Origin of the sequence: Bradyrhizobium sp. STM 3562, from assembly GCF_045571435.1 — a bacterium.
GTDB lineage: Bacteria > Pseudomonadota > Alphaproteobacteria > Rhizobiales > Xanthobacteraceae > Bradyrhizobium.
The window spans coordinates 1,030,524-1,048,320 of sequence record NZ_CP120694.1 but is presented as its reverse complement, the minus strand read 5'-3'; the positions used below and the strand labels follow the sequence as shown (position 1 = coordinate 1,048,320).

Here is a 17,797-nt window from a genome sequence, read left to right as displayed (position 1 = left end):
CGGGGCCGCACTTTTTTGATCCCGCGTTTTTGTGACCGATCTTTCGGGCAATAGCCATGCGGGACCGTCGCTTGCGACAGTAGGGCTCGCGCGCCACAATACGTGCCCTGCTTTTCCGCAACAGGATAGGTCCATGCAAATTCGCAATCTCGGCGGCTCCGGCTTGCGCGTTTCCGCGGTCGGTCTCGGCTGCAACAATTTCGGCCAGCGCACTGATCTCGAAACCTCGCGCAAGGTGATCCACAGGGCGCTCGATCTCGGCATCACGCTGTTCGACACCGCAGACGTCTATGCGGGCATGGGCGGCTCGGAAACGGTGCTCGGCACCGTGCTCGGCGATCGCCGCAAGGAGATCGTGCTCGCGACGAAATTCTCCAAGCCGATGGCGACCGACGGCACCAAGCAGGGCGCCTCGCGCCGCTACATCATGTCGGCGGTGGAAGCGAGCCTGAAGCGGCTGAAGACCGACTATATCGATCTCTACCAGCAGCACGATTACGATCCGCTGACGCCAATCGAGGAGACGCTGCGTGCGCTCGACGATCTCATCCGGCAGGGCAAGGTCCGCTATATCGGCAATTCCAACTTTCCGGCCTGGCGCATCGCGGAAGCCGAGTTCACGGCGCGCGCGGCGAACCTCAACCGCTTCATCTCCTGCCAGGATGAATACAGCCTGTTGGTGCGCGGCATCGAGAAGGAGCTGTTGCCCGCGGCGCAGGAATACAAGCTGGGGCTATTGCCCTATTTCCCGCTCGCGAGCGGACTTCTGACCGGCAAATACAAACGCGGCGCAGCCGCGCCGGAGGGCACGCGGTTCGCGACGACGCCCAGATTGCGCGACCAGTATGTCACGTCGCGCAATGAGGAGATCGCCGAGAAGCTGCAGGCCTTCGCGCAAGCGCGAGGCCATACACTGCTGGAGCTTGCCTTCTCCTGGCTCGCCGCACGACCGCAAGTCGCCAGCGTCATCGCCGGTGCCACCCGCGTCGAACAGGTCGAGCAGAACGTGAAGGCCATCGGATGGAGCTTAAGCGCGCAAGAGATGGCGGAGATCGATCAGATTACGAAGTAACCGCTGTCGTCCCGGCGAAAGCCGGGACCCATACCGCGGAATCTCTCCGCGACGCTTGGTGGGAGACAATCTTCACGAGAGCAGCCGCCTGTGATCATGGGACCCGGATCGCGCTCGCTACCGCACAACGCTGCGCGTCGCCGGGAATTCACTTGTCCGGGACGACGCGAATTTTCGCGCCGCGTTCGCCCTCCCGCCGCCGCTCTCTCCCCGCTCTTCGCGGGGAGAGGGTCGGGGTGAGGGGCTCTATCCGCGAAGCTCGCTCAGAATTTGGCTAAGAACGCCCTCGATATTGCCGAGCACATCGTTGTTCCAAAATCGAAGCACCTTGTAGCCTTCGTCGGCCAACCGGCGATCGCGAACCACATCTTCAGCGGATTCGCTATGCTGTCCGCCATCAACCTCAATGACGAGCAACTTCTCGCGGCAAACAAAATCTCAAATGTAGCCCATGATCGGCTGTTGCCGCACAAATTTGTGCCCGTCGATCTGTCTGTTGCGGAGGCGATTCCAGAGAACAGTTTCCGCGTCCGTTTGGTTGACGCGCAATCGTCTTGCGATTCGGATGGACTTGCGATCTGGGCCACGCATTGCCTTGCCCCTCACCCGGAGCACCGCTTCGCGCTGCTCCGACCTCTCCCCGCGAAGAGCGGGGAGAGGTTTGAACTCCGCCCCAATAGTCGCCTCCTCAGTTCCTCCCGCCGCGCCCCACCGTCTGGCGCACCTCGAAGCCCTCGAATTGGGGGTGACCGAGGTAGAGCGGCTTGTTGTTGCCGGCGTCGCGATGCGCCGCGCGGAAGGCTTCCGATTTGGTCCAAGCCTCGAAGGCTGCGTGGTTTGCCCAGATCGTGTGCGAGGCGTAGAGCGTATGATCCTCCGCCTCGGGCCCCTTGAGCAGGTGAAACTCGATGAAGCCCGGCACCTTCTCAAGATGAGAGTCGCGCGACAGCCAGACCTGCTCGAACGCTGCCTCCGAGCCCTTGGCCACGCGAAAACGATTCATGGCGATGAACATTTGAGCCGCCTCCTGACCTGTGTCGATCGATACTCTCCACAGCGTCAGTAGCAGAATTCGCGGGCCGCGGCGCGGCGAAAGTTTACGCGATCAATCCCTGCATCGGTTTCACCATCCCGCTATCAGGGAACACCGCATCCGCCAGCACGCGCGCGCTCAAGCCCAAGTGATCGGCGAGCACGCCCTTGATCACCGCACGCAAATCGGTGGTCGGCGCGAGATCGCGACCTTCATAGAGGCTTGCCTCCTTCAGCGTCGGCCAGTCCGTGATGACGCGGCCGCCTTTCACCGCGCCGCCCGCGAGCAGCGCGATGGTGCCGGTGCCGTGATCGGTGCCTTCGGTGCCATTGATGCGGGCGGTGCGGCCGAATTCGGTCGCGACCACCACGACAGTGTCGCGCCAATGCGCGCCGAGCCCGCTTTCGAATTCGGCGAGCGCGCCGTCGAGGCCGGAGAGCAGATTGGCAAGCCGCCCGACGGGACCACCCTCATTGGCATGGGTATCCCAGCCGTCGAAGGCGAGCGCGGCGATGCGCGGCCCATCGTCGGCCGCCATCACCTTGGCCGCGCCGCGCGCCACGTTGCGCATCTGCGCCGGCGCGCCGCCGCCGGGCTTGGCCTTCATGTCGCCGCCCTGCGCGGTCTTCTCCAGCGCGAGGCCTTGCGTCAGCGCCTCGGCCAGCGTTGGATCGCGATGCCGATAGAGTTCGATGAGCCGCATCGCCGTGTCGTCATCGGCCTGCGGCAGCGCCACCGGCGCCCAGCCGACAGTGGCCGCCGGGCCGCGCAACACCAGCGGCGTGGTCGGACCGACTGCAAGCGCGCCCGAAACGCGCTCGCCTTGCGGCAGCGCCTGCAGCGCGCGATTGAGCCAGCCGGATTGCACGCGGCCTGGTCCCGCAAAGCCGCTTTCCAGCACGTCCTGGCCATCGAAATGCGAGCGGTCGCGATAAGGCGTCGCCACCGCGTGGACCACAGCCGCCTGCTTGTCCTTATACATGCGCGCAAATTCCGGCATCGACGGATGCAGCGCAAAGAAGGAGTCCAGCATGACAGAGGGGTGCGGGCCGCTCGCGCTAAGCGCGATCGAGCCGTGCAGCGCGGCGTAGTCGGGATCGCCGACCGGCGCCACCGTCGCAAGTCCATCGAGCGCGCCCCGCAGGATCACCGCGATCAGGCGCGGATCGCGGCCGTCGCCAGCGCGCGCGAATTTCGGCACGTACGCCCAGGCCGCGAACGCAGCGCCGCCGAGCAGAAGCGAACGCCGCGAGGTCAACAGACGACTTTCACAGCATTCCATGATCACCTCCTCTGGAATTCCGGCGACATCAACAACAACGCCAAGGCCTGCTGCCGCGACTCCGCGCGCTCGATCGTGCGGCGCGTCTCCGGCGAGGCCGTCTCGCCAAAAGCGCAACCCAGGAGATCGCGCGCATCGACCGTGTTGCCGAGGCGCGAGCCCAGTTGCGCCGCAATGTCGAGCCGCAGCTTCATGCCCTCGGGCGCGGCCCAGGCGGCGCTGGTATCCGGAAATCCGTTCGGTCCCGCCGGCGACCACAGGGGCTCGCCGAGCACGTTGAGGCCATTGAGATAGGGGCCGGGGTCCTCGGGCACATGCGCCAAGAGCCGCCCGGTCGCGACCAGGAACTCATAAGGACTGCGCATTTTGGTCGGCGGCGCGGACCAGGCCTCGTCCGAATCCACCAGGGCCAAGCTCAGCGCTTTCAGATCGCCATCGGTCTTGACGAAAGTGTTCTGCAGCCGCGCGAGCAAGGCCGGCGGCGGATCGTCGGCGACAAAATGGCGCGCGAATTTGGTCGCGATGAATTTTGCCGTGGACGGATGGCGCGCGATGTCGGCGAGTGCCGCCTCGCCCTGCTCGACGCCGCCAGCCGGGTAGATCTTGCCAAGCAGGCGCTGCGGCCCCGGCTCATGCGCATTGGCGTTGAAGACGAAACTGCCGGGTGTGCCCAGAATTCCCTGGCGCCCGACAAAACTCCATCCCGTGATGATACGCGCGAGCGAGGTGACGTCTTCCTGGGTGTAGCCGCCGCCGACACCCAGCGTATGCAGCTCCATGATTTCGCGCGCTAGATTTTCGTTCAGCCCGCGCTTGCGGTTCAGCCCGGCGCGGGAGTTCGGTCCCAGTGACTGCTGATTGTCGAGGAAGAACAGCATGGCCGGATGCTGTTCGACCGCTTTGACCATATCCGCAAAGCGCCCCAGCACATGCGGGCGGATCGCCTCGCGCTCGAACGCGCCGGCCCAGATCCGGGCGAGCTGGCCCTTGCTCGCGGAAATGCAGAAATGGTTCGACCAGAACGCCACCAGGCGCTCGGTGAAGCCGCAATCGGCAAGCACGGCGCGCTGCAACCGCGCCAAGGCTTCGGCGCGGTAGGTCTTTTGGATGACATTGAGCGGCTGCGCCGGCGGCTCGGTTTGCGGCTTCTCTTGCGGCTTGTCTGGCGTCTTGTCTTGCATGTTGGCCGCATTGGCCTGCATTGGCTCGGACGCCGGCGCGGCTTCGGAGGCTTGCGCTGACTTGGCCGCGGCTTCTCGCGCCTGCTTCACCTCGAGCTGATAGGCAAAGGCCGCTTGCGCGAGCGCCGGCGTCGTCAGCAAGCCGGGGAGCTCCAAGAGCACACCGCTGGAGCGCGCGAGCTCGGCCTTGACGAAGCCACGCGGATCCGAGGCGGCATTGACGAAGTCGCCGGAGGCGCCCCCGCGGGCACCGAAACCGAAACGGTTGAGCGCGATGAGAGCGGCTTGCGGATCGCGGGACATGCTCGATTACCCCTCGGGGCCATTGTTCTTGGCGCTACTGTTCTTGGCACCATTACCTTTGGCGCTTCGGCTCGCTTTGGCGCTTTGCCCGGCGCGCCGCACTGGTCTATTTTCGAGCATCATCCTAGCGCCGTTCGAGATGAACCCGACATGAAAAACGCGGCCATTCTGCGTAAGCGATCATGACAAATCGGAAAGAAACGGCCGCGCGCCAGCTCCTCTGTTCAGGTTGCGGAACTCCGTTCACCTGCGAACTGTCAGCCCAATGCTGGTGCGCCGAGGAGATGCTCCGCCTGCCGATGCCGCCGGAAGGCGCCGATTGCCTGTGCCGGGATTGTCTGCGCAAGCTCGCTGCGGCGAGCACCGCAAACGTCTCTTCCAACTGAAAAGATCGAAGCGTCGCGACAGTTCGCGCAGTCGCAAAAACGACTCCACATGCTCGATTAACTTTTCGTCATCAAGCGCGCCTCGTTCGCGGCTCGCAAAACGAGCAGGCGCATCAATTTAGATTTGTTCTGAATCAAAGCAGCGGCAATGGACAAAGCGCCATTTGTCTTGCATTTGCGCTGCGCGAGCTTCGCCCGTCCGCTGGAGAGTGCCGTGACAAAGAGCCTGCTTCTCAGACTGCATCGCTGGACGAGCCTTGTGTTTGCGCTGCCGCTGCTCGCGATCATCCTGACCGGAGTGATCCTGTCGTTCGAGCCGATGGTCCAGTTGACAGGAATCAAACCGCAATCGATCGACGCCGCGCGCGTCGTCGATCTGATCAAGCGTTACGATCCGGAGGGCAAGGCGCGCGGGATCTTCATCAATTCGGCCGCCCAGCGGCTGCGGTTCCAAGGCCCCGGCGCGGCGCAGATCGATCTCGTCAGTGGCGAAAAGGTCACGCCGAGCGGCACGACGCTCGCCGACGTCATCGTCTGGGCGCGCTTCACGCATGAGCGTCTGCTCGGTCAGTCGTGGCTAGTGATCGCTTCGACCATTGCAATGCTCGTGGTGATGCTGCTCGGCATCGCCATGGGGCCGCCGCGGCTGCGCAACAATCTTGGCGGCTGGCACAAAGGCGCGGCCTGGTTCAGTTTGCCCTTGATCCTGCTCAGTCCCTTGACCGGACTTTGCATGGCGTTCGGCCTGACCTTTCAGAACGGCGCACCATCGGCGGGCAGCGGCCGCGCGCTTTCCCTGCCTGATGCCGTGCGCGTGGTTGCAAAATCCTATGATCTCGCACAGATGATCTCAATCGTCTCGCGCGGCAATAACGTGATCGCGCGCATCTACGATGGCGGCGAATTGCGTGCGTTTGCGGTGAAGGCGGACGGGCTCGCACCGCTGCCGCGCAATTGGCCGCGGCTGCTGCACGAGGGCAACGGCGCGGTGATGATCACGAGCCCGGTCAATCTCCTGATCTCGCTCGTTCTGCTCACGCTGCTGTCGACGGGCGTGCTGATCTGGGGCCGGCGCGAATGGCGGCTCAGGCAGACGCGCGGCAAGAACAGCGGCTCGGCCGTGCCCGTGAAGTCGGCGGCGTAGCCGATTATACGGCAAAGCCAGGCGATTGCCGGGCCATGCCGTCGAACGCGTCAAGCAGCTTCTCACGCCAGGCATAGACCGGGTCGCCAGCCTCCAGCAGTTTGAACGGGCTCACCACCCGCGCCCACTGAAAGCCGCCGAACACGATGTAGTCGGCGTAGTTCGGTGCGGCGCCGCCGAGATAGGGTTGCGTCTTCAACGTCAGGCGCAGCGGATCGAGCGATTTGCGGAAAGCGATCACGCCTTTGTCGCGGGTCGCACACACCTCTTCCAGTGGCTTGCCCAACCGCGCCTCGCGCGATGCGCGGAAATAGGCCGCGTCATCTGGTGCCAATTGCGCCGGGATGTCGGCGACGATCAATGGGAACATGCCGCCGACCACGACGACATCGCCCCACCAGTTCAGCATCCGCATCAAGGCGCGGCCACCCCCGCCGCCGAACAGCGATGGTGCCTGCGGAAACGCATCTTCCAGGTAATTGGCGATCACCCAGGAATCGACCACCGGCGTGTCACGATGCAGGAGCACCGGCACCTTGTCCGAACCATGCGGCGCGATCGCGCTTTTCTCGGTAAAGCGCCAGGGAATGGAATCGGCGGAGAGCCCCTTATGCGCAAGCGCCATGCGAATGCGCCAGCAGAACGGACTGAACGGACGGCTCGCGTCGGTGCCGACCAGTTCGAAGAGCTTTAGAGTCATGGATGCCCCCACATGCTGAGCGTTCATGCCCCCAGCCTATAGTCGTCATCGCGAGCGAAGCGAAGCAATCCAGAGCCTCACGCACGGCTCTGGATTGCTTTGTCGCTTCGCCCCTCGCAATGACGGAGTACAGGCACCGCCCAGCGCGCGGCTTACCTCACCACCGCGGCCGTCTGCCCGAACAGGATCTTGCGCTCCTCTTCGGTGCGGAGCGCAGGCTGCCCGAAGTTCGGATTGACCTCCTTGGCCTTCGCATAGGCGCGCTCGGTCGCGGGCCGCGCGTGGATCGTCTCCATCCAGCGCTTCACATGCGGAAACTGCTCGATGTCCTGGCCCTGGTTCTTGAAAGGCACGACCCAGGGATAACAGGCCATGTCGGCGATCGAATACTCGCCGGCGATGAACTCGCGGTCGGCGAGACGCTTGTTGAGCACGCCGTACAGACGGTTGGTCTCGTTGACATAGCGGTCGATAGCGTAAGGAATCTTCTCGACCGCGTAGTTGCGGAAATGATGGTTCTGCCCGGCCATCGGCCCGAGCCCGCCCATCTGCCAGAACGTCCACTGGATCACGTCATAGCGGCCGTAGACATCGGTCGGGATGAACTTGCCGGTCTTCTCGGCGAGATAGAGCAGGATGGCGCCGGACTCGAAGATCGACAGCGGCTTGGTGCCGCCCTTCGGCTCGTGATCGACGATGGCGGGGATGCGGTTGTTGGGCGCGATCGCCAGAAATTCCGGCTTGAACTGATCGCCCTTGCCGATGTTGACCGGGAAGATCTTGTATTTGAGCCCGGTCTCCTCGAGGAACATCGTTATCTTGTGGCCGTTGGGCGTGGTCCAATAGTGAAGGTCGATCATGGCGGCGTTCCTGCTGGCGTTTTCCAAGGCATCTTTTCACGACAACCGCAAAAAAGATGCGATTGCATGAATTTCGCGCCTGATCACCGCGAAGTCAATGCCGCCCGACAAGCGGGCGCAGAAACGTGATCGGGGGAAAGCCGATGAGAAGCCGCGTCAGCACATGCGGCCGTTGGCGCGCAAGAGTTTTTCGCCGGCCTCGGTGACCGTGACGATCATGCCGAAGCCGGCGATCGTCTCGCGGGCGACATAGCCGAGGTCGGTCGCGTCCTCCCAGATGGTCAGGCGCGGACAGGAGGTCTTCCAGGTTCCGATCACCTCCGAATAGGCGCGCGGCTCGCGCGCGATCCATTCGACGAAGTCGAGCACCAGCGGATTGTCGGCATCGCTCATGGCGTTCTCCGTGGTCGTTGTTGGATCAGGAACTCGCTAAGCACGGCAGCAGCAACAGCCAGCCGCCATAGAGATAGAGAATATAGCAGCTTGCAACCATCGCGATCAGGCAGTTGGCGAAGTTGTGAACTCTCCCCGCAAGCGGGGCGAGGCGGGGCGCCGCTGCTCCAAATTCAATCGAAGCAAAGCTTCTCCTCCTTCTGCCTTCCTTGTCCTTGCCGCACAAACCGAGTTATCTTGCCCAGCATCAGTTTTCCTGAGGCTCACGTGCGGCGGCTGCTCTTTCTCAACGGCATCAAGGCATTCGAGGCGGCGGCGCGCAGCGGCAGCTTTGCCGCCGCGGGCCAGGAGCTCAATGTTTCCGCGGCGGCGGTGAGCCGCATGGTGCATCTGCTGGAGGAGCGGCTTGGCGTTGCGCTGTTCGAGCGCAAGGCCAACCGCCTGGTGCTGACCGCCACCGGCCGCGTCTATCAGAGCGGGCTTACTCCGATTTTCGATGCGCTGGCGAGCCTGACCGCGCAGGTGACGGCCCCCTCCAGCCGGCGCGTGCTGACCATCGGCGTCGGGCCGACCTTCGCGATGCGCTGGCTGATTCCGCATCTCTCAGACTTTCGCAAAGCCCATCCCGACATCGAGGTCCGCATCACCGCCGGCGGCGTGCTGGCGCCCTTCGGCGACGACTGGAGCTGCGGCATCAAGCTCGGCGACGGCAACTGGCCGGGCCTCGTCGCGGAGCCCTTGTTCGCGGCCGATCTCGTGCCGGTCTGCGCGCCGCGGCTGGCGGCGGGCCTGAAACGTCCGTCCGACCTGAAGGGGCCGAGTCTCCTCCGCGTCGCGCATGCCGGCGAAGACTGGCCGCTCTGGCTCAAGGCCGCCGGCGTGCCGCGCCTGAGCGCGCGCGGCCCCGAATTTGAATATTACGGCCAGGCGCTGCAGGCGGCAGTGGACGGGCTCGGGGTTGCCATGGGCATCCGGCCCTATATCGACGACGACCTCGCCGCCGGCCGGCTGGTCGCGCCGTTCGCGCTGACCGTGCCGAAGGGCATGCGCTGGTACCTGGTCTATCGCAGCTTCCAGGCCGGCCAGCGCGACTTTGCCGCGTTCCACCGCTGGATCATGCACGCCGCCACCGCGCCGGCCGCGCAGGCCATCGCGTCCAGGAAGAAAGCATGGCAAAAAAGAGTTGATTCTGTGAACGGCTTCACAAGTCATCCCGAGGATTCATGATTGCCTGTCCCCCTCATCACGCGGGGACCTGAAATGGCTTTTCTTTATAAGGGTTACGACATCGAGTCCTTCGAGGCCGGAAAAGGCCTCTGGCATGCCCGGATCAGGCGCGCCGATCTCCAGCCGTTCCTGATCGATGGCGCTTTGTTTCCGAAAGTCGAGGTTGGCTTGGCCTGGCCGAGCCAGGACGCGGCGGTCGCCGACGCCAAGCAGCATATCGACCGCAGCGAGGACCGCTGGTCGGAGCCAGAGGCGGCCGAATTCGAAATGCAGCCGTTTTTGTGAGCGCGGAGCCGGCCATGCAACGCGCTGAAACGATCTCCCCGATTCCATTATCGTCGCCGCCGGTCCGTTCCGAATGCCCGGAATGCCACGGCGAACTCAGCATCCTGCGCGTCTTCGGCGGCCGCGCCGGATCCGAATACTGGGCCCAACGCTGCACGAGCTGCGGCGGGATTCACCTGGACATCGTGCGGCCCGGGGCGGCAGGACACTAAAAAGCGCGATGGATTATCGACGCCGGACTGCGCGCCGTAGCGCTGCTCGTTGTTGTGCCCTCGCCCCCCTGTGGGAGAGGGCTGCTCCGCAGCTAGGCACGGGCTCACTCGGGTGAGGGGTTTGCCTCCACGGACGAATCTCTTCCGTTGAATGCGCGGAGACAGACCTCTCACCCAAGCGAGGATGCATCTCCCGATTGAGCTGCCCTCTCCCACAAGGGGCGAGGGCACAATCATGCGCATCGCACCATTTCGTGCCAGATGCTGACAGCATTGCGCGAGGGTTCCCACCCCCCACGCTCATATCCGCGTTTGCTCTTTCATGTCAGCCGGACTCGTCCCATATTCGCCCCATGGCGAAGAATCCAGAACGGCCGAAAAAACCTTCAAGAACCCCGAAATCCAAGGCCCACCGCCCCGAGCTTCAAGCGATCGGGCCGGCCTTGGCCGAACTGCTCAATCCCGCCATCAATCGCGGCGAAAGCGGCATCGGCTCGTCGACAGGATTGCAACCGCCGCCGGACAACTCGTGGGATCGCCGTTCGGGCGGTGAAGCGGCCGCGCATCGCGCGCGCGCCTCCACCCGCGACAAGAGCGAGGATGTCGCGAGGCGCGACGCATCGTCCGCGGGCGCAAGCCAGGAAGGAGTCGGCGAAGCGCCGCAGGCGCGGTATGGCACGGCGGCGACGGTGCCGACGCTCGATCCCGAACTCGCGCGGCAGCTCGGCTTGCCGACCGAGGAGGACGATGCCGAAGCGCTCGCCCGCCCACCGCGCAGCAAGATGGAAGCGCTCGGCGTCAAGGCCACCGCCGAAGCGCTGGAGACCCTGATCCGCGACGGCCGCCCGGAGTTCCGGAAAGAGGACGGCTCGATGCGTGTGTGGACGCCGCACCGTCCGCCGCGCCCGGAGAAGAGCGAAGGCGGCGTCCGCTTCGAGATCAAGTCCGAATATCAGCCCAAGGGCGACCAGCCGGGCGCGATCGCCGAACTGGTCGAAGGCATCAACCGCAACGACCGCACGCAAGTGCTGCTCGGCGTCACCGGCTCGGGCAAGACCTACACCATGGCCAAGGTGATCGAGGCCACGCAGCGCCCGGCGCTGATCCTCGCGCCGAACAAGACGCTGGCCGCCCAGCTCTACGGCGAGTTCAAGAACTTCTTTCCCGACAACGCGGTGGAGTATTTCGTCAGTTATTACGACTACTACCAGCCGGAAGCCTACGTTCCGCGCACCGACACCTATATCGAGAAGGACTCCTCGATCAACGAGCAGATCGACCGCATGCGCCATGCGGCGACGCGCGCACTGCTCGAACGTGATGACGTCATCATCGTCGCCTCCGTCTCCTGCATTTACGGTATCGGTTCGGTCGAGACCTATACCGCGATGACCTTCGCCCTGAAGAAGGGCGAGCGCATCGACCAGCGCCAGCTCATCGCGGATCTCGTTGCGCTTCAGTACAAGCGCACTTCGGCCGATTTCACCCGCGGCACCTTCCGCGTGCGCGGCGATGTCATCGACATTTTCCCGGCGCACTATGAGGACCGCGCCTGGCGCGTGAACCTGTTCGGCGACACGGTCGAAAACATCGAGGAGTTCGATCCGCTCACCGGCCACAAGCAGGACGAGCTCGAGTTCATCAAGGTCTACGCCAATTCGCACTATGTGACGCCGCGCCCGACCCTGGTGCAGGCGATCAAGGCGATCAAGGTCGAGTTGAAGCAGCGGCTGGACCAGCTCAACGCGCAAGGGCGTCTGCTCGAGGCACAGCGGCTGGAGCAGCGCACCACCTTCGATCTCGAAATGATGGAAGCCACGGGGAGCTGCGCCGGCATCGAGAACTATTCGCGCTATCTCACGGGCCGCCGTCCCGGCGAGCCGCCGCCGACGCTGTTCGAATATGTGCCAGACAACGCGCTGGTGTTCTGCGACGAGAGCCACGTCAGCATCCCGCAGATCGGCGCCATGTTCCGCGGCGACTTCCGTCGCAAGGCAACCCTCGCCGAATATGGCTTCCGCCTGCCCTCCTGCATGGACAACCGCCCGCTGCGTTTTGAAGAGTGGGACATGATGCGGCCGCAGACGGTCGCGGTCTCCGCGACGCCCAGCGGCTGGGAGCTGAACGAATCGGGCGGCGTGTTCGTCGAGCAGGTGATCCGGCCGACCGGACTTATTGATCCTCCCGTAGAGATCCGCCCCGCGCGCACGCAGGTCGACGATCTGGTCGGCGAGGTGCGCGCCACTGCAGCCGCCGGCTATCGCTCGCTGATCACGGTGCTGACCAAGCGCATGGCGGAGGACCTCACCGAATATCTGCACGAGCAGGGCATTCGTGTCCGGTACATGCACTCTGATATCGACACGATCGAGCGCATCGAGATCATCCGGGACTTGCGGCTGGGCGCCTTCGACGCGCTGGTCGGCATCAACCTGCTGCGCGAGGGCCTCGACATTCCCGAATGTGCGCTGGTCGCCATTCTCGACGCCGACAAGGAAGGTTTCCTGCGCAGCGAGACCTCGCTGATCCAGACCATCGGCCGCGCCGCGCGCAACGTCGACGGCAAGGTGGTTCTCTATGCCGACGCCATGACCGGCTCGATGGAGCGCGCGATCGCGGAGACCAACCGCCGCCGCGAGAAGCAGATGGACTACAACGCGGCCAACGGCATCACACCGGAGAGCGTGAAGAAGTCGATCGGCGACATCCTCAACTCGGTCTATGAGCGCGATCATGTCATGATCGATCTCGGCGATCGCGGCATGGCGGACGACGTCATCTCGATCGGCCACAATTTCGAGGCGGTGCTGGCCGATCTCGAGACGCGCATGCGCGAGGCGGCGGCCGATTTGAACTTCGAGGAAGCCGCGCGCCTGCGCGACGAAGTCAAGCGCCTGCGCGCCACCGAACTTGCGGTCGTCGACGACCCCACGGCAAAACAGCGCACCGTGCAGGACCGTGCGGGTTCTTACGCCGGCCCCAAGAAATACGGCGAAGCCGCAAATCTGCCCGAACTCGTCAGCCGCGCCGGCAAATATGCCAAGCAAAGCGGCGGCGGCCGGCGCACCACGACGCCGTTTGGTGGCCCCTCGCGCTCCCCTGGAGGGAGTCGAGACGACCGAAGCTCGCGCGGCGGGATAAAGCCCCACGAAGACCCTCTCGCCTTTTCTCCGTTCGAGGAAGAAGGACGAAGCGAAAGCTCGATGCGTGGCAATCGCTCCAAAGTCCACAAGCCCCATCTCGACGAGATGCATGGGCCGGAGTCCCTGCCCCATCGCCCCAACCGCGTGCTGCCGAAAAGGCCGACACGCGAGGGAGATGGCGAGAGCGGCAGCCGCATCTGGCAACCGACGTCCTCGCGCGAAGCCGTGGGGCTTGAGCCGCCCAGCCCACGCTCGACCGGCGGCGCGCCGGGACGACGCGGTGGCTGGAAGAAGAGGTAAAGCCAGGGTCAAAATCCATAAACCCGCGCTCCGACGCGGCCGCGTCCATGCATTGGCCACGTCAGTCAAGTGGTTCGTCGGAGCCTGACCAAGGCGGACGTCTTCGGTGTTGCATATCGATCCTGGCCCGTTGTGCAAGTCAGATGCGCTGCTGAGGGCAGGGCCTCAGCTACTTGCGCGCGGGCCACTCGGCTCGATCCATATCCAGCCCGTGAGGCCGGCAAGTGCGGCGCAACTGGCGGGCATCAGCATGATCGTGCGTAGCGCGCGCTCGAAAGCGGCGATTGCCTCGGCATTGGCGGCGGGTTGTCCGGACATCACGGCGTTCAGAGCCTCGTTGGCTTGCACAGGCGTGGTTGCGGAAAGATGATATGAAAAGCTTGCAAAGAGCGCCGCTCCGAGCGCCGCGACCGCAAGCAGGCCAGCAACGCGAGCGACCGCATTCTTGATGCCCGAGGCAATGCCGGCATGGGCTTTCCCGGCGGCCCCCATCACCGTCGAGGTCAGCGGCGGCACTGTAATCGCCATCCCCACGCCCAGAAGGAACATCGGTGGAAACACGCCAACCCAGTAAGCCTGGCTGAGGTCGACAAAAGCAAGCATCGCCAATCCGCAGGCCGCGACGATGGGCCCGGCTGTGAGTAGCAACCGCGGCCCCAAACGCTCGGCCATGGTTGCGGCGAAAGATGCGCCGAATCCCATCATCAGGGCAAAAGGCAGCAATGCTGCGCCGGCTTCCGTCGCCGAGTAGCCGCCGAGACGAATGAGGCCGAACGGCAGATAATAGAGCGCGCCCCCGAGCGCGAAATAGAGCAACAGCGTCAATGCATTCGCCGCTGAAAAATTGCGTGATCGATAGAGCGATAGGGGCATCATCGCCCGGTCATGGAGGCGGGCTTCGATCACGACGAAGGAGATCAGCGAAGCGGTTCCCACTCCAAGAGCGGCCAGCACTGCGTTGTCGCGAATTCCTGACGCCGGAATGGCGCTCAGACCCCAGGTGATCCCAGCAAGGCCAATCGCGACTGCGGCCGAGCCGCTCCAGTCAAGTTGCTTCGCGTTGGGATCGCTGCTTTCGCAGGCGAAGCGAAGCGCTAGTGCGGTCGCGGCAATGGCGAGTGGGACATTGAGGAGGAAGATTGCCCGCCATGAGACCTGATCGACCAGCCAGCCGCCCAGCGACGGACCCGCCGCCATCGTCAGCGCACCTGCGCCCGCCCATATCCCGATTGCCCGAGTCCGCTCTTGCTCGCCAAAGGTCGCTCCTAACATTGCCAGGCTGGCCGGCGTTAACAGGGCGGCTCCAACGCCTTGAACCGCGCGGCTGACGATAAGCACCGCAACGTTCGGTGAGAGCCCGCAAGCGATGGAGGCGGCGACAAAGACCGCAACGCCCAGAACAAAAATCCGACGTCGACCATAGAGATCCGCCGCCGAGCCGCCGATCAGCACGAGCGCACCGAGCAGAAGCAGGTAGGCGTTGACGATCCACTGCGTCCCTGCCGCATCCGCATGCAGCGCCTGCTGGATGGCGGGTAGCGCGATGTTCACCACTGAGCTGTCGAGGAGGGCCATGCTGGACCCGACTATGGTCGCCACCACCGTCAGCCACTTGCGTCTCTGTGACAGGCCCGCGTCAAAAGCCGGTGTCGCCTCGACGACCCCGGCGTCGCAGGGCGGCCGTATAAATCCAACCATTGGATGCTCGAAAGACGGTTGTCGCCGGTCAGGGTGCAGCTAGCATATACCGTTGACAACCTGTCTGCCCATGGCTGCGGGCCCGGGCTTGATGAGTCCGTGCCCTTGCGCCCTCCTTGTCATTCCACCAGCTCTGGCCAGGGCACGATCGTTGATTTGACGGTCTTCATCGCCATCGCGTCCTTCACAGCCTGAGCGATGCCCGCTTGCGAGAACGGATAGATGGTCTGCATCTCGAGCCAAGGATATTTGTCGCGGGTGCGATAAAGCATGTCGACGCCGAGCGGCAGGTCGTTGCCGGTAAAGCCCCAGGAGCCGAGCACGGTGATGTCTTTCGTGCAGATGCGGTGCCATGAGGTTTGAATCGCGCCGGCATCGGTGAACTGGCCCATCTCGACATAGGTGCCGCCGTCGCGCAGCATCTCGATTCCTTCCGGCCCCGCGCTCGGATGGCCCGAGCAATCCATCACGAGATCCGCGCCGAAGCCGCCGACGATCTCGCGCACCGCGCCGATGCGCTCCTCGGCCGTCTTCAGTTGCTCGATGTCGACAGTCGTTTCGGCGCCGAATTTGCGCGCGAGCTTCAGCCGCGGCTCTTCCGGCGCGCCGACGCAGATGACCCTGGCCGCCCCCATCTCCTGCGCCGCGGCCACCGCCAAAATTCCGATCGGGCCGGAGCCCTGGATCACCACCGTGTCGCCCCAGGAGAAACCGCCTGCCCGCGTGGCGCGGTTGAAGGCGCGGATGCAAGACGTCAGAGGCTCCGACAGAGAGCCAAGCCGCAGCGACATGTCGTCCGGAAGCTTGTAGATCTTGGTGCCCGGCAGCATCTCGAGATCGACATAGACATATTCGGCCCAGCCGCCCCACAGATGCGGCGCCTTCTCGAATCCGAGATAGCGCCCGTAATACACCGGCGTGAGGCATTTGTTGGCGTGCTCGGGATAGTGGATACAGTAATAGCAGCGGCCGCACGGCATCAGGGGCGGGATCATCACTTTCGACCCGACCTGCAACGGCCTGTCCATGAAATCTGCGGTAAACTCGGAACCGGTCTCGACCAGCACGCCACCGATCTCGTGTCCGAGCGTAAACGGCCACGGCAAAGGCTTCGGCCAGTGGCCTTTGAGGATGTGCAGGTCGGTGCCGCACACGCCGCAGGCGCCGACCTTGATCAGCGCCGCCTTGCGCGGAATCTTCGGCCAGGGCACGGTGCGAATGACAGGCTCTGCGCTCGGGCCGTCATAGGTGCAGACGCGAATCTGCTGCATGTCGAATGTCCTCCCACCCGTTCCGCTGTTCTGATCGCTTGCGCGGATAAAGAAGACTAACGAGAAGCGGCCGGCGATGCCAATCGGAAACTCTGCCTACTTATACCCTGCCGTTCCCAACCTGTCGCAAGACGTCGCAGCAGCGAAACACCGAACCATCGCGGGATATGCCTCGACGACGCTATTGGTCGATAGCCTCACAATGGCATTCAGTTTATCTGGCATGTTGCGAAGATGCGCTGGGCCTGCCCGGCCGGGACTCGCGCCCCGCGGCGACCAACATCCAATGCGTCGAGTCTCCGGGCAAACGCCAGTTCACACTGGATGAGGTCTACGCTTTCTTCCCTGCGCCCTCTCTCTTTCGGAGGTCACGATGATGCAAAGCTCGGGCGCGCAATGCGTCGCGGGAAGGCGAAGGCGTGTCTCTCTGCCGTCATTGCGAGGAGCGACAGCGACGAAGCAATCCAGAGTCGCTTGCGTGGCTCTGGATTGCTTCGCTCCGCTCGCAATGCGGAGTAAGCTGTTTGACAATTGAATCGGAAATCAAGCGCGTCGTCCTGGCGAAAGCCAGAACTCAGACCGCGGAATCGGTCCGTGGCCTATGCGAGTGGACGTGTCCCGTAAGAAGGAAGGCCTGTGCTTATGGTCCTGGCCTTCACCAGGACGACCATGGAGAAAGGATCGGAGTTGTCGCTGACCGCCCCCGCCCAGCGCTATATCTTCCCCTGCCCGTTCGCCTGGTTCTGCTGCATCTCGCGTTGCCGCTCCTGCTGCTTGGCGTGGTGGCGGCCGTAGAGGCAGCCGGCTGCGGCGCCGAGCATGCCGTGATGGCCGGCATAGTGGCCGGCGACCCCGCCGACGACGGCGCCCTTGATGCAACCTTTGGCATGGCCCGGTGAGCTCGCGGCAAGCGCAAGCGTCGCGGCGAGAATGGCGAACGGGATTTTCATGACGCGATGCTCCAAAAAGGATTCGCATCAATAACGGGGATCGCTCGCGGCGGTTCCGGGCGCTGAGCGCTTGCGTGCGAGCGGCTGAGGATACCGCTCGGCCGATATCACCATGTCCCCATCACTTGCCCACGGCTTGTTTTGATCGCCGAGGATGCGGGGGCGACGCCGCGGGGTGAGCGGCAATTGCGAGACAATCGCTGGAAAGCAACGGTCGCACGGGGCATTTCTGGCACCGCGCAACGTGCATTTGATATCATTGCATCTTTCAGTTGAAAGGTGAACCGCCGTCAACGTTTTGCCGACCTATCACTTAACGATCTCTCAGAGGCTTTTGCGGATTCATCCGCGCGCCGA

Annotated in this window: 14 protein-coding genes and 1 pseudogene; 5 read left to right on the top strand and 10 right to left on the bottom strand. The window is 64.0% G+C overall.

The genetic code is table 11. The features are described 5' to 3' along the window. The first annotated feature begins 133 nt into the window (after positions 1–133). Positions 134–1,072 (top strand): aldo/keto reductase, encoded by a 939-nt coding sequence (locus P6U23_RS04915; protein WP_407178456.1) that lies wholly within the window; start codon positions 134–136, stop codon positions 1,070–1,072. A gap of 246 nt (positions 1,073–1,318) precedes the next feature. On the opposite strand, the pseudogene P6U23_RS04910 reads toward P6U23_RS04915, so the two are convergent. From P6U23_RS04910 to P6U23_RS04895, 4 genes and pseudogenes are all read right to left on the bottom strand, one after another. Continuing rightward, positions 1,319–1,663 (bottom strand): annotated as a pseudogene (locus P6U23_RS04910) (endonuclease domain-containing protein). A 97-nt stretch (positions 1,664–1,760) separates the two neighbouring features. Then, positions 1,761–2,087: an antibiotic biosynthesis monooxygenase family protein gene (locus P6U23_RS04905; RefSeq protein WP_407178455.1), complete on the bottom strand. Its 327-nt coding sequence runs from the start codon at positions 2,085–2,087 to the stop codon at positions 1,761–1,763. An 82-nt stretch (positions 2,088–2,169) separates the two neighbouring features. Beyond that, entirely contained in the window at positions 2,170–3,387 is a 1,218-nt protein-coding gene (locus P6U23_RS04900; protein WP_407178454.1) for a DUF1501 domain-containing protein, read from the bottom strand. 2 nt (positions 3,388–3,389) lie between these two features. Beyond that, positions 3,390–4,871: a DUF1800 family protein gene (locus P6U23_RS04895; protein WP_407178453.1), complete on the bottom strand. Its 1,482-nt coding sequence runs from the start codon at positions 4,869–4,871 to the stop codon at positions 3,390–3,392. Positions 4,872–5,471: 600 nt separating this feature from the next. Between P6U23_RS04895 and P6U23_RS04890 the strand changes: the two genes are divergently transcribed. After that, the gene (locus P6U23_RS04890; RefSeq protein WP_407178452.1) at positions 5,472–6,401 is read left to right on the top strand and encodes a PepSY domain-containing protein; all 930 of its coding nucleotides are present in this window, start codon (positions 5,472–5,474) and stop codon (positions 6,399–6,401) included. A gap of 4 nt (positions 6,402–6,405) precedes the next feature. On the opposite strand, the gene P6U23_RS04885 is transcribed toward P6U23_RS04890, so the two are convergent. The 3 genes from P6U23_RS04885 to P6U23_RS04875 all read right to left on the bottom strand — a co-directional run bounded on the left by P6U23_RS04885 (position 6,406) and on the right by P6U23_RS04875 (position 8,354). Beyond that, positions 6,406–7,101 (bottom strand): glutathione S-transferase family protein, encoded by a 696-nt coding sequence (locus P6U23_RS04885; protein WP_407178451.1) that lies wholly within the window; start codon positions 7,099–7,101, stop codon positions 6,406–6,408. 152 nt (positions 7,102–7,253) lie between these two features. Beyond that, positions 7,254–7,961 (bottom strand): glutathione S-transferase N-terminal domain-containing protein, encoded by a 708-nt coding sequence (locus P6U23_RS04880; protein WP_407178450.1) that lies wholly within the window; start codon positions 7,959–7,961, stop codon positions 7,254–7,256. Positions 7,962–8,117: 156 nt separating this feature from the next. Further along, positions 8,118–8,354 (bottom strand): hypothetical protein, encoded by a 237-nt coding sequence (locus tag P6U23_RS04875; protein WP_407178449.1) that lies wholly within the window; start codon positions 8,352–8,354, stop codon positions 8,118–8,120. A 267-nt stretch (positions 8,355–8,621) separates the two neighbouring features. Between P6U23_RS04875 and P6U23_RS04870 the strand changes: the two genes are divergently transcribed. The 3 genes from P6U23_RS04870 (at position 8,622) to uvrB (ending at position 13,521) form a co-directional block, all read left to right on the top strand. Beyond that, positions 8,622–9,581 (top strand): LysR substrate-binding domain-containing protein, encoded by a 960-nt coding sequence (locus tag P6U23_RS04870; RefSeq protein WP_407181331.1) that lies wholly within the window; start codon positions 8,622–8,624, stop codon positions 9,579–9,581. 33 nt (positions 9,582–9,614) lie between these two features. After that, entirely contained in the window at positions 9,615–9,866 is a 252-nt protein-coding gene (locus P6U23_RS04865) for a hypothetical protein (protein WP_407178448.1), read from the top strand. A 565-nt stretch (positions 9,867–10,431) separates the two neighbouring features. Next, a complete protein-coding gene (gene uvrB / locus P6U23_RS04860) occupies positions 10,432–13,521 on the top strand; it encodes an excinuclease ABC subunit UvrB (protein WP_407178447.1) in 3,090 nt (1,029 codons plus the stop codon). Between the two features lie 165 nt (positions 13,522–13,686). Here uvrB and P6U23_RS04855 read toward each other — a convergent pair whose 3' ends face one another. The 3 genes from P6U23_RS04855 to P6U23_RS04845 form a co-directional block, all read right to left on the bottom strand. After that, positions 13,687–15,219 (bottom strand): MFS transporter, encoded by a 1,533-nt coding sequence (locus P6U23_RS04855; protein ID WP_407178446.1) that lies wholly within the window; start codon positions 15,217–15,219, stop codon positions 13,687–13,689. Between the two features lie 119 nt (positions 15,220–15,338). Then, positions 15,339–16,490: a zinc-binding dehydrogenase gene (locus tag P6U23_RS04850; protein WP_407178445.1), complete on the bottom strand. Its 1,152-nt coding sequence runs from the start codon at positions 16,488–16,490 to the stop codon at positions 15,339–15,341. Positions 16,491–17,203: 713 nt separating this feature from the next. Further along, complete coding sequence (locus P6U23_RS04845) at positions 17,204–17,440, bottom strand: hypothetical protein (RefSeq protein ID WP_024506190.1); 237 nt, start codon at positions 17,438–17,440, stop codon at positions 17,204–17,206. Positions 17,441–17,797 lie beyond the last annotated feature (357 nt).